Origin of the sequence: Cytobacillus sp. T106 (genome assembly GCF_040492155.1) — a bacterium.
GTDB classification, from domain to species: domain Bacteria; phylum Bacillota; class Bacilli; order Bacillales; family Cytobacillaceae; genus Bacillus_AB; species Bacillus_AB infantis.
The window spans coordinates 636,149-648,401 of sequence record NZ_JBEUMK010000001.1 but is presented as its reverse complement, the minus strand read 5'-3'; the positions used below and the strand labels follow the sequence as shown (position 1 = coordinate 648,401).

Sequence of the window (12,253 nt, the reverse complement as noted above, 5' to 3'; positions counted from 1 at the left end):
GACTGCTTGCAATCTTTTATAGTAGATGTGATATTTTCACAGCGGAAAACAAGGTCCTAAATTAAAGACATAGAATATTCTAAAAAGATGCCTTTCCTCTAACTTCTTACAAATAGCTTTATTTGTCAAGCAAGAAGACTTATCTGTGCTGCTCAATAAGCTGGCGGATTTCCTGCATGATCATCTCCGTCACTTCGTCAGCGGACGCTCTGTTTTTCCGTGCTTCTTCCATATCCAGAGGCTTCCCGTACACTACCTTCAATCTCTTAAACGGCTTGTATGGGCCAATGATTGCACAGGGTACTACATGGGCCGGTGCCCTCAAAGCAAAGAAGCCTGCCCCTGCAAGGCCTTTTCCCAACTCCCCTGTTTTACTTCTTGTACCCTCAGGAAAGAGCCCTAAAACATTTCCTTCCTTCAAAAGGCCAATCCCTTTCCTTAGAGCTTCCCTGTCGCTCATGCCCCTCTTAACCGGAAAGGCGTTCAAATTCCTGACTATTGTCCCTAGTACCGGCAGGTTAAAAAGTTCTTCCTTGGCCATGAAGTGAACCGGCCTCGGAGCAGTAATCCCTACAACGGGCGGATCCAGATTGTCGATATGGTTGCTGCACAGCAGCACGCCACCCTCAGCAGGAAAGTTCTCTTTCCCGATCACCTCAAAACGGTATATCGGTTTCAGCGCGCCGTAAACGGCTGATCTTACAAAAGAATAGAATGTCAAGTCAATCCGATCCTTTCTTCAGCAAGCAGCATGATCTTCTCTACAACTTCCGGAATAGCAAGCGAGGTAGTGTCAATTACCACTGCATCATCAGCTTTTTTAAGCGGCGCTACTTCCCTTTCAGAATCCAGCTTGTCCCGGTATGCAATATCGGTTTTCAGCTGTTCAAGATCTGACGGGTAGCCTTTCTTTATATTCTCCTGATGTCTCCGCATGGCCCTCTCATCAACTGATGCAAGCAGGAATACTTTTACCTCTGCATGGGGAAGGACATGGGTACCGATATCACGGCCGTCCATAACTACCCCGCCGCCGATCGAGAATGCTTTTTGCCTTCTGACCATCTCTTCCCGGACCTTGCGGTGCTTCGCAGCAATCGATACAGAGTTGGTAACAGCGGCTGTTCTTATCACTTCAGTAACATTTTCACCGTCCACAAGGATAATTTGCCCCTGTTCACCTGGAAGCAAGTCAATCTGGATGCCTGTGAGAATATCCATCAGCTTATCTTCATTTTCCAGGTCAGCGCCTGCCTCAATGGCTTTATATGTGAGTGCCCTGTACATGGCCCCTGTGTCTATATAAATATATGATAGCTTTTCAGCTGCAATTTTTGCCACAGTGCTTTTTCCTGCTGCTGCAGGGCCATCGATGGCAATTGAGATTTTTTTGATCATATTTCCTCCTGTTACGCTTCCAGTTGGGTTTCACTAAAACTTACAAGAACCATTTTAACATATTATCAGCTGGTTTTTTATCAATATTTTGTCCTTTGACCTGCCTCTGAAGGGGTTTAAGCATACAAAAAAAGCAGGCCGCTTATGCCCGCTCATTTTCCGCCGAAAGTCTCCAGCAGCTCCTCAAAGCTATTCTTTGCCACACCTTCGTACTGGGCAAGCTGCTTCAGCTCAGGCATGACATCATATTTATGGAGCAGTACCTGGGCTGCGAGCAAAAAGAGCAGCTGGATAATGACTGCTTTCACAATCAGCCGTTCGAGCATCTTCATTTCCATCCCCGCCTGTTGACAATCTTATTATCATTATTGGCATCCAGGCAGGCAATTATTCGTTAAGCTTCCAGGCCTTTTTTCTTAAGGGCAAGCTGCCTGTCAAAACAGAAGCGGAGAAGAAGCTGCCTGCCGGATGGGCCCAGATCTGCAAATTCAATCGATGCCTTATTTTTCAGTTCATTATGCTCTATGATTCTCACAATTTTTGCATCTGCTTTCAGATAATGATAGTCCCCATTCTGAAGGGCCAGCACCAGCAGTACTTTTATAAATATGCCTGCATCGAGCGGGCTGTCTTTATCCACAAGCAGACTTGCCCCGCCGGCACTGATGTCTTCCGTTACAGCCTTAAACGGGGAAAATTCGCGGCCAATCGGCTGTACAGCAGCATCGATGGCTGCTTCGATCCTCACGTACTGCCGCCTCTGGATTTTGATAAGCTGCTTCGGGCCCGGATAGGATAAGACCATTAACGGGATATTCTGCTTAACCCTTCCTTTTACTTCTGTAGTAAATAAGAAAACGGATCCGTCATCTGAGACGAATGTAGCTTTAAGCTGTGTACCGTCAAGCAGGAAGGCTGTTTTTCCTGATTTTACATTGACCGGGTAATCAATGAAAAGGGCATTGTCATTCTTTTCGGCCAGCTTGCATCTATATATTTCTTCTTTATGTCCATTCACTGTTTCAAGTGTTATTGAATCTCCAATTTTTATCATGCTGACCCACTCTCTCTTGCTCTCTCTTAAATACACGCTTTCCAATCAGACAAAAGGATAATCCTGTCATTTAATTATGACACGGGACCCATGGGTGAATCAAGACCTTATATAGTTCCAAAGACCTGTTTTTGTGATATTAAAAAGCCCGGGAATATCCCCGGGCCCTGCAGTACATTCCTTTTAAACCACATCTTCGTAAATGGGCTCTGCATTCTGCAGCTTATCCACTTTTTCTTCAATGCCTGAATCAGCATTGATATAAATCCGATATGTGTCATCGCCCATTGTACCCAGGAATTCATGGCATAATACTTCCTGGTTAAGGTCATTAATGATTACCGCAAGTCTCGTTTCCTGTATCTTCAGATTAGGATTGATCTTGTCCCTTGCCTCTTCCTGGCTTAAGCCCGCTTCAGGCAGTTCCCTTATGTGGTGTGACTTAAGATAATCTTCTGCTGAAAAGCCAATCATTTGCCCGTTATCAAGGGCCACCTTTACTTTTATCGAATCAGGATAGACTCTGATATCATCTTGTTTGGATACGAAAGTAAATACTCCGACATTATCGTATTGTGTACTTTCAAACAGGTCCAAATCCTTAAATCCATTGTCACTGAGGAATTTAATGGCTTTATTCCCGGCTTCATTCAAACTGACAGCCTGGTCGTTTACATCTCTGCTTAGGATAAACCAGATCGGATATCCGCCTTTTTTTGTTATATCCATATTGGCTTCCCTGCCGGTTTTCGGATCCTGGACAGAGACACTGTAGAAGCCGAAGTCAGAGCCTTTTCCGTTTTCCGTTACTTTTACAGCCGCCTTTTTCCCCATTCCTGCATATTTCTCAGCAATGGAGCGGGCTTTATTTTTTGAAATAGCCTCTCCCTCTAAATATTTATAATTTGAATCATCTTTCTGCAAATTGACCATGGCGGGGCCAAAATCGGTCTCCCCATAACTCTCAACCGTCTTTTCCACGGTTTTGAACCCGTCGATGATTGTATTGTCCATTGGCTGTTTATTGGAGGCAAGCGCCATTTCAACGTCCATCCATCTGAGATTATTCTTCAGGACCATATGCTGGACTTTGCGGAGCTCCTGCTGGATATCGGCTGATTCTTTATAAAGCCCCTGAAGCGCCTTATACTCTTTATCTGACAAAGGTTCTTTGTCCAGATCCCTGACTGCTGTGCGGTAGCTGAAATCCCCGATCTTCGCAAGAAAATCCTCTGTCTTATTGAATGGCATAAGTGTAAGCGGCAGCTGGCCAACATCACTATGGGCCGTGGATGTTATTTTCCAGACATCCGCAAGCGCCGGTGATAGGGATTCCCTGGAATTCATGGCTAATGTAGTCCCAATTTTGTCATGAAGCAGGTCGGTCTGGTATGTCAGGTCATGAAAGGCCCTTTGATAGCTGTTTTCTGCATTAATAAGAATCGCATTCTTTTCCCTGTGCTCCTGGTATCCCCAAAAGCCGGCACCCGCAGCTCCAAGGGCGAGTACGGCAATAAGTATCCCTCTAATCACTGTAAACCACCTCTCTATTCACAGAAAATATGTTTTCCGATCTTTTTGATTTGCGGCCGCGTCCAAATCCATCCGCTGGTCGCCGTATCAGGATTGAAATAATAGAGCGCATCGCCGGTTGGATCCCAGCCGTTCATAGCGTCCATCACTGCTTCTTTTGCAGTTTCATTCGGTGTCAGCCATATCTGGCCGTCTGCCACAGCCGTAAAAGCGCGCGGCTCAAAAATCACGCCTGAAACTGTGTTGGGGAAGGTAGCGCTTTGCACCCGGTTCAAGATGACAGCTGCCACAGCCACCTGGCCTGTATAAGGCTCTCCCCTTGCTTCTCCATAAACTGCGTTTGCCATCAGCTGTATGTCATTCTGCGAAAATCCTGATGGGATATTGGCAGCAGAAGGCTGTTTGGCTTCAGGTTTTGCCGGGGCGCTCTGGCCACCGCCTCCGCCCTGTCCAGCACCGCCTGAAGGCTTTTTCTGCTTGTCCAGGTCAACACCGCCATAATGGGTAAATTTATTGCCTTTGTTGACTTGTTCTTTTACAAACTGTTCGTTGTACTTGGAAGCTTTTGCAAGCTTGGCCTTTGTTTCCTGGCCTGCCAGCCCATCAATCGGCAGACCAAATTCGTATTGGAAATTACGCAGCGCCCAGTAAGTTCCCCATCCAAATACCCCGTCGATTTTACCGTTATAAAACCCGAGGTACTGAAGCCTTGACTGAAGTTCAATAACATCATCGCCCACAGCACCATGCTGGATGACCTGAGCTGAAAAAGCATCTGCTTTTTCAGATGGCCCCAGCAGCGGGAGTGCGGCTGCAAAAAGCGGAATGAGCAGAGCCAGCTTAATCACCAATAATTTGTTTTTCATGGATAGCAACCCCCAGATGATAATCTAATTAACATTAACCCTATTTTTTTCAGAGGCTGGGTTTTTATGCAAATGAGAGTAATTTGACGGTAGTAAATATATGGAAGGCAATACTTATGCCCCCGGAACAAAAGCGCAAGCGCCTTGATCATCCCCCGACAGGCATAAGCCGAACTTCCCGGAAAGGCGTTCTTTGCCTTTTAGGGAGGTTTGGCTTCCTTAACTAAAAAAACCCTTCACCTAGGGGTAAAGGGTTTTCTGATAATCAAAGCTCTCCTCGATCTGTTTCATGCTCATTGCCCTGGCCATCTTGACCTTTCTGAGGCCATACCACCAGAGGAAAATCATGAAGGGAACCATGATAAACTTCCAATGTTCCTGGGATACGAGAATAAAGTCATAGGTTCCATGGAGGATAAAAGGCAAAAAGAGTGAGAGGCTGATCCATTTCTTCCTTGATTCAGCCGTAAACTTGCCTTTTCCGATATAGTAGCCCATTATGACACCGAATAATGCATGGCTAGAAACCGGCAGCAGGGCACGGCCAATCGCATATTCCAGCCCATTGGCAATAAGATACAGGATATTTTCCGCAGTGGCAAAGCCAAGGGATACGCTTGCACCATAAACAATGCCATCATACGGTTCATCAAAGCTTATATGCTGATAAACGGTATAGAATAAAATAAACCATTTGAAAAATTCTTCGAGCATACTTGCGGAAAAGAATGCACTGACAATATCAGATTGGACAATCTGCTCGGTCTCAAGGACATACTGGATGAACATGATCGGGAACACCAGCAGGGCACCAAAAAGAAAAGTCCTGAACACCATTGAAACTGGCTCGGAATCGTATTCGTCCTTTAAATAAAAGTAGCTAAGCAAAGCCAGACCAGGAGCTATTCCGGCAGATAATATTCCCAGCATGAGCTGTCCTCTTTTCAATCTGTTTTCTTAATCGTATCATGATATTATGATAATGAAAATGGATTAATCATAGATCAAGCTTATTTTATGGGGAAAAGGCAGCGGTACAGGATTCCCATGAATTCCTCCCTTCCGCAGCATTTTCTGCAAATCATCCTGGAGGCTATAGAAATGACAAAGAAAAAAATACTCATCATCCATACAGGCGGCACGATTTCAATGAGTGAAGATGCTTCAACCGGTGCCGTCGTACCTACAGAAAAGAATCCTATGACAGATAAAACGAATGAGCTGTTTGAACTGGCCGATATCATAGTTGAAGAGCCTTTTCATCTGCCTTCACCGCATATTACACCAGTAGAAATGCTTGTACTAAGGGATTTAATAGACAAGCACTACCAGACTGGGAAAATAGACGGAGCAGTCATCACCCATGGAACGGATACACTCGAGGAGACAGCTTATTTTCTTGATCTTACCCTCCAGGCGCCAATCCCTGTGATTGTTACCGGTGCCATGCGGTCAAGCAATGAAATAGGATCGGACGGCCTGTATAATCTGATAGCCTCACTGAGGGTGGCTGTAAGCAGCGAGGCTATGAATAAAGGGGTACTGGTTGTTCTGAATGATGAGATCCACACAGCGGAGAATTGCACTAAAACCCATACCAGCAATGTCTCAACTTTCCAAAGTCCCCAATATGGACCGATCGGGATTGTCACTAAGAGGGGGGTGCTCTTTCACCACTCGCCACTCACCAAAGAAAGCTACCAGATATCCGATGTTTCCAAAAAGGTCGTGCTCGTAAAAGCGCATGCCGGAATGGATTCCTCATTGCTGATGGCAATCAAAGACCTGCAGATGGATGGCGTGGTCATTGAAGCGCTTGGACAGGGCAATCTTCCGCCTGCAGCAGCTGTTGGGGTTCAAAGCCTGATAGAAGCCAATATACCCGTTGTCCTTGTGTCCAGATGCTTCAATGGGATTGCCCAGGATGTATATGGCTATGAGGGCGGCGGCAAGCAGCTGAAAGAGCTTGGAGTCATTTTTTCAAACGGCCTGAACGGTCAGAAAGCACGCCTGAAACTGCTGATCGCGCTGACCCTCACTGATGAAATGGAGCATATTGAAAGGCTTTTCCAAGTATAATGAAAGGGGCACCGGTTGCGGTGCCCCTTTCATATTCAGCTGTCCGATTCACGCTTCTTTATAGCTTCCGCAATGATCCCGCCATGGAAGCGGCCATTTTCAATGAATATTTCATTTGCATTATTGCCCGCTGCAATCACGCCCGCTATAAAGATTCCTTCAATATTTGTTTCCATCGTTTCTTCACTGTAATGCGGCCGTCCTGATGCGGGGTCAATGACAATCCCCATCTTTTTAAGGAAGGTGTGATCAGGATGGTAGCCTGTCATAGCAAAAACAAAATCATTTTTTACCGCTTCCTGCCTGCCCTCTTTTTCATAAATGACTTGGGTCTCGGTGATTTCTCTCACTTCTGCATCAAATTCCATTTTCACTTGGCCTGACCGTGCAAGTGATTCAAATTCCGGCAAAATCCACGGTTTGATGCTTTGGGAGTATTGGCTTCCCCTGTACAAAACTGTTACTCTCGCACCCGCTTTGTTAAGCTCGATGGCTGCATCCACACTTGAGTTCTTTCCGCCAATCACCACTACATCTTTATTGAAATAAGGGTGGGCTTCCTTGAAATAGTGAAAAACCTTGGGAAGGTCTTCCCCTGGTATATCAAGATAATTCGGGTTGTCATAATAGCCTGTCGCAATAATTACATACGGAGCAGTATATTGTCCTTTATCCGTCTGGACGACAAAGCCTTCCTGGTCCTTCGTGACTCCAAGGACCTTTTCATACGCACGGATATTAAGCTGCTTCCTCTTTGCCACTTCCCTGTAGTACACAAGGGCCTGGTTCCTCTGCGGCTTATAATTTTCTGTAACAAAAGCCACCCCTCCGATTTCAAGTTTTTCAGCCGTACTGAAAAAAGTCTGATGGGTCGGATAATGATAGATGGCATTAACAATGTTTCCTTTTTCAATCACAAGGGGTTCCTTTCCCGCTTCCTTTAACGCAATGGCTGCTGCAAGTCCGCAGGGGCCTCCTCCTATAATAATCGCATCTTCCGATTTCATATGTCAGCGCTCCTTACTTAAGCATTCTCTTTTTTTCCCCGTCTGACAGGCAGGGACTCCTTTATATTTATCCTTCACATCGGAAAAAAAATCTCCCATCAATTTATGATAGGAGATTTTATTGAAACATTCAATGATATGAGCTTCTTCTTACACCCAGCCGCGGAATCTGGAGGCTTCAGCTGTTTTGCGGACGCCAACCATATATGCAGCAAGCCTCATGTCCACTCTTCTTGTCTGTGCCGTATCGTAAATATTATTGAATGATTTGCACATGATCTTCTCAAGTTTTTCTTCCACTTCTTCTTCAGACCAGTAATAGCCCTGGTTATTCTGAACCCATTCAAAGTAAGATACGGTCACTCCCCCTGCAGAGGCCAGAACATCCGGCACGAGCAGGATGCCCCTTTCTGTCAGTATCTGGGTTGCTTCGAGGGTAGTAGGCCCGTTAGCAGCCTCGACTACGATGCTTGCCCTGATATTATGGGCATTTTCTTCGGTAATTTGATTTTCGATGGCAGCAGGAACAAGGATATCGCAATCCAGTTCCAATAGCTCTTTGTTGGTAATTGTATTATTGAAAAGCTTGGTTACCGTCCCAAAACTGTCACGGCGGTCAAGCAGATAGTCAATGTCAAGCCCCTCGGGATCATGCAGGCCGCCGTAGGCATCAGATATGCCCACAACCTTCGCACCGGCATCATGCATGAATTTGGAAAGAAAGCTTCCGGCATTTCCGAAGCCCTGTACAACGACGCGCGCTCCCTGCAGGTTGATGCCTTTCTTCCTGGCAGCTTCCCTGATGCAGATGGTGACGCCTTTCGCAGTTGCTGATTCCCTTCCATGAGAGCCCCCTAGTACAAGCGGTTTTCCTGTAATAAAGCCAGGAGAGTTAAATTCATCTATTCTGCTGTATTCGTCCATCATCCAAGCCATGATTTGAGAGTTGGTAAATACATCTGGAGCCGGAATATCTTTGGTAGGACCCACAATCTGGCTTATTGCACGGACATAGCCTCGGCTGAGCCTTTCCAGCTCACGGAAGGACATATCTCTGGGATCACATACAATCCCGCCTTTTCCGCCGCCATAAGGCAAATCGACGATGCCGCACTTAAGACTCATCCAAATGGAAAGGGCTTTCACCTCTTTTTCCGTTACTCCCGGATGGAAGCGGATGCCGCCCTTAGTCGGCCCAACAGCATCATTATGCTGTGCCCGGTAGCCAGTAAAGACTTTAACAGACCCATCATCCATTCTGACAGGTATTTTAACTGTCATCATGCGGATCGGCTCTTTCAGCAGTTCATATACCTCTTCAGGATATCCAAGCTTTTCGAGAGCCTTATGAATAACAGTTTGAGTTGACTTTAAAACGTCATGTTTGTCTTCTTTATTTGTGTTTCCAGTACCGTTCTCGGCTACCATTTGTAAACCTCCTAAAAAAATCACTTTGCATTTTGTCCGTATTCATGACATAGTATACACCTTTGTTTGATTTATGCAAGAAGAAAAATGCACTTTTCGGCATTTTTTGATTACTTGTTGAAAACGCTGTCAACACTGATATAATGGGAATTTTCAGTTATTTCAACATTAACACTTTTCCCTTATTCGCGTAAAAAAAACGCCATATTTACGATATCTGAAAAATGGGCTCAAAGCTATAGCAAAAAAGTTTATGGACGCACAAAAAGACAGGCTGTCATCATAAAATCCCAACCTGTCTTCTTCTATTGTATTCTCCCGGGAAAATGGTTCCATTCAAACAAAGAGCATCTTCCAGCCTTTGTATTCTCAGAAATAGCGGCTCAGAGTTTCAATTGCGCTGTCCGCAATGACTTCCTTGCCATACTCCAGAAGCCTCCAGCGGGTGATAAGGGATGTGCTTCCATATTCAGCAAGCATACTGGCGAGCTTTTCAGCATCTTCTGCCAGGATATCATCGAACAATAAGTAATAGCGATCCTCCATATGATAGAGATTTCCGCCACTCAATCCCATACCGGCCAGCCTTGTGGAAAGCTGGATGACATCCTCCACATCATTAAAAACAAAAAGGAGATCTTCGTTGTCATCAATTACAACCTGCATGTCAATAAAGCCTTCAGAAAGAAGAAAGTCTTCTTCTTCTTCATCCTCCTGCTCCTGCATGGTCACAATCATTACCATGCCCTGGGCCTGCATGGAGAATATCTCCACCGCGACAGAACCCTGAATGTCTACACCAAATTCATCACTGGCTTCTTCGAGCATCTCATGAAAAAGCTGATGCCATTTAAGGGAGTCCTTCCAAATATCTTCCTTTGTCAGGCCCCGTTCTGTTAAGTCATCTAAAGTCAGGAAAATCTTGATTTTATTGTAGTTTAACCTTTCCAAGCGCATGACAATGCCCCCTGCCGTGACCAACTCTTAGTTTAGTGTATGAAGGTTATAAAAGATGGTGAGTCGTCTTACTATTTATTCAGCCGGTTTCAGCCGAAGATGCATGACCTGACTGATCAGGCCGATTCGTATTTTGTTCAGGACATTTGTTCCTTTACCCAGCGTTCCCATTCATCTTTACTATTCCCTAAAATATAGGAGGCATATTTGTCTTTCTTTTCCCGCGGCATCCGCTCCACTGCAAAACCTCCGAGCCCGATGCTCAGTCCTGAATGCTCCGAATACAGTTTCTCAGCTAATTCAAGCGTTCCTTGAAGGTTCTCCTTCATAGTGCAAGAAAAGAACAGAAATTTGGGGTTCACTGTTTCAATGACCACATCAATGTCTTTTTCGGCAATGCTGGCACCAAGATACACAACTTCAAATCCCTTCCTCCTCAGGAACAGCGTGAAAATGAGCAAGCCCAATTCATGCCACTCGTTTGGCCCGCACACAGCCACTGCCTTTGGCAGGATTGAATTATGGGGAAAAGAGTGGAGGATGATGCCGATCCTTGACCGCAGGATAGAAGAAGCAAAATGCTCATGGGCAGTGGTAATCTCGCCTCTTTCCCATAAGTCTCCTATCTTGACCAATAAAGAGCCCAGTATATCAACCAGAACCTTATCAATCGTATATAAACTGAATGCCTGATTAATCAAATCATGTGCTTTGGATTCATCGAATTGAAGCAATGCATCAAGGAGCCTGTCCCCCAGGATTTCAGCATGATTCCCTCCATCCGCTGGAGCTTCAGGGTCTGATTCAAGTACATTATTTTCCAGCAGGGATACTGCCTGGCTGATTGTAAATCCCTGATCGATTTTACTGAGCAGCCATCTCAGCGTCTTGACATGTTCTTCTGTATAAAGGCGATGGCCGGATTCGTTCCGCTTAGGTGCGACCATCTGATAGCGCCTTTCCCAGGCTCTTAAGGTGCCCGGCTGGATGCCGAGCATCTTAGAGACAGCTTTGATGTTATATTTTCCTTCTTGATTGGCCATTTATTATCCTCCGTTTACAGCGTACAGTTCCATACATCCATTATAGGTACCCTTAGGATGTGTGTAAACTTTGTATAGGCTATGGATACCCTTTGTTAAATCAGCCTTTACGGCCAAGACGGACTAAGTGGGTTTCCGCCCTGGCACCGAGCCTCAAAGGAAGCGCAGTAGTTCCATATCCATTGCTGATGAGCAGAGTTGCCCTATCCATTGTTTTTACTTTCCCTTTTTCATAAGGGCTGTAACCTAGAATGTGTATTTGTCCTCCATGGGTGTGACCGCTTAATACCAGCCGGATTTCATGTCTTTTCTCAATCTTCCCTATGATGGAAGGATTATGGCAGGCGAGGATCCTGAAGCCTGATGGCCCGGCATCCTGAAGAGCCAGATCCAGCCGGTCCCTCCCTTTCCCGACATCGTCCACACCCATGAGGATCATGGTATCCCCATTTTCTGCTTCGAAAGAAACAGCTGTGTTATCCAGTATTTTAACACCGCTTTCCAGCAGGAGCGCATCCAGCTCCCTATGATCAAGCTCATAGTCGTTATTGCCCCAGACAAAGTAAGCCGGACCGACTGTTTTTAGTTTTTCAATATTCTCCTTCACTAAGGAGAAGGGCACTCCTTTTTCAGCCAGATCTCCGCCTATTATAACCAAGTCTGCTTTCCCTTTGACCTGTTCCAGCAGCTTATCTGAAACTTTGCGGCGGTGGATATCGGAAATGAAGAAAATTGTGACGCTTCCGAACCCTGCCGGGAAATCTTCAAACTCCAGTTCATTATGTATGACCCTGTCCTGAAAGGCTTCTTTTGCCATATAGCCAAGGAGGCAGGTTCCAATTAACACGAGGATTATGATGATTGCAAAAATATAAATGTCCATACCCG

General features: G+C 45.5%; 13 protein-coding genes. 1 reads left to right on the top strand and 12 read right to left on the bottom strand.

Translation table 11 applies throughout. The features are described from left to right. Positions 1 to 139: 139 nt before the first annotated feature. The 7 genes from ABU165_RS03250 to prsW form a co-directional block, all read right to left on the bottom strand. On the bottom strand, positions 140 to 721 hold the full coding sequence (locus ABU165_RS03250; protein ID WP_009794826.1) for a lysophospholipid acyltransferase family protein: 582 nt from the start codon (positions 719 to 721) through the stop codon (positions 140 to 142). After that, complete coding sequence (cmk, locus tag ABU165_RS03245) at positions 718 to 1,398, bottom strand: (d)CMP kinase (protein WP_009794825.1); 681 nt, start codon at positions 1,396 to 1,398, stop codon at positions 718 to 720. Before cmk ends, ABU165_RS03250 begins: the two co-directional genes overlap by 4 nt. A 152-nt stretch (positions 1,399 to 1,550) precedes the next feature. Next, on the bottom strand, positions 1,551 to 1,730 hold the full coding sequence (locus ABU165_RS03240) for a YpfB family protein (RefSeq protein ID WP_022544140.1): 180 nt from the start codon (positions 1,728 to 1,730) through the stop codon (positions 1,551 to 1,553). 62 nt (positions 1,731 to 1,792) lie between these two features. Continuing rightward, positions 1,793 to 2,452 carry a flagellar brake protein gene (locus tag ABU165_RS03235; protein ID WP_009794823.1) on the bottom strand — a complete coding sequence of 220 codons (660 nt, stop codon included), beginning with the start codon at positions 2,450 to 2,452 and terminating at the stop codon, positions 1,793 to 1,795. 183 nt (positions 2,453 to 2,635) lie between these two features. Beyond that, complete coding sequence (gene ypeB / locus ABU165_RS03230) at positions 2,636 to 3,985, bottom strand: germination protein YpeB (protein WP_094767142.1); 1,350 nt, start codon at positions 3,983 to 3,985, stop codon at positions 2,636 to 2,638. A gap of 14 nt (positions 3,986 to 3,999) precedes the next feature. Beyond that, a complete protein-coding gene (sleB, locus tag ABU165_RS03225; protein ID WP_094767141.1) occupies positions 4,000 to 4,851 on the bottom strand; it encodes a spore cortex-lytic enzyme in 852 nt (283 codons plus the stop codon). 240 nt (positions 4,852 to 5,091) lie between these two features. Further along, positions 5,092 to 5,781 (bottom strand): glutamic-type intramembrane protease PrsW, encoded by a 690-nt coding sequence (prsW, locus tag ABU165_RS03220; protein WP_022544141.1) that lies wholly within the window; start codon positions 5,779 to 5,781, stop codon positions 5,092 to 5,094. Positions 5,782 to 5,952: 171 nt separating this feature from the next. On the opposite strand from prsW, the gene ABU165_RS03215 reads away from it, so the two are divergent. After that, on the top strand, positions 5,953 to 6,930 hold the full coding sequence (locus ABU165_RS03215; RefSeq protein WP_035403076.1) for an asparaginase: 978 nt from the start codon (positions 5,953 to 5,955) through the stop codon (positions 6,928 to 6,930). A gap of 35 nt (positions 6,931 to 6,965) precedes the next feature. Here the strand turns inward: ABU165_RS03215 and ABU165_RS03210 are convergent, their stop codons facing one another. From ABU165_RS03210 to ABU165_RS03190, 5 genes are all read right to left on the bottom strand, one after another. Further along, the gene (locus tag ABU165_RS03210) at positions 6,966 to 7,937 is read right to left on the bottom strand and encodes a YpdA family putative bacillithiol disulfide reductase (RefSeq protein WP_148949139.1); all 972 of its coding nucleotides are present in this window, start codon (positions 7,935 to 7,937) and stop codon (positions 6,966 to 6,968) included. Between the two features lie 150 nt (positions 7,938 to 8,087). Then, positions 8,088 to 9,365, bottom strand: coding sequence for a Glu/Leu/Phe/Val family dehydrogenase (locus ABU165_RS03205; protein WP_009794817.1), 1,278 nt, complete (start codon positions 9,363 to 9,365; stop codon positions 8,088 to 8,090). 369 nt (positions 9,366 to 9,734) lie between these two features. Continuing rightward, positions 9,735 to 10,322: a genetic competence negative regulator gene (locus ABU165_RS03200; RefSeq protein ID WP_148949138.1), complete on the bottom strand. Its 588-nt coding sequence runs from the start codon at positions 10,320 to 10,322 to the stop codon at positions 9,735 to 9,737. 137 nt (positions 10,323 to 10,459) lie between these two features. After that, positions 10,460 to 11,365, bottom strand: a complete 906-nt coding sequence (locus ABU165_RS03195) for a MerR family transcriptional regulator (RefSeq protein ID WP_022544144.1) — start codon at positions 11,363 to 11,365, stop codon at positions 10,460 to 10,462. Positions 11,366 to 11,465: 100 nt separating this feature from the next. Then, complete coding sequence (locus ABU165_RS03190) at positions 11,466 to 12,248, bottom strand: metallophosphoesterase (protein WP_009794814.1); 783 nt, start codon at positions 12,246 to 12,248, stop codon at positions 11,466 to 11,468. Positions 12,249 to 12,253: the final 5 nt, after the last annotated feature.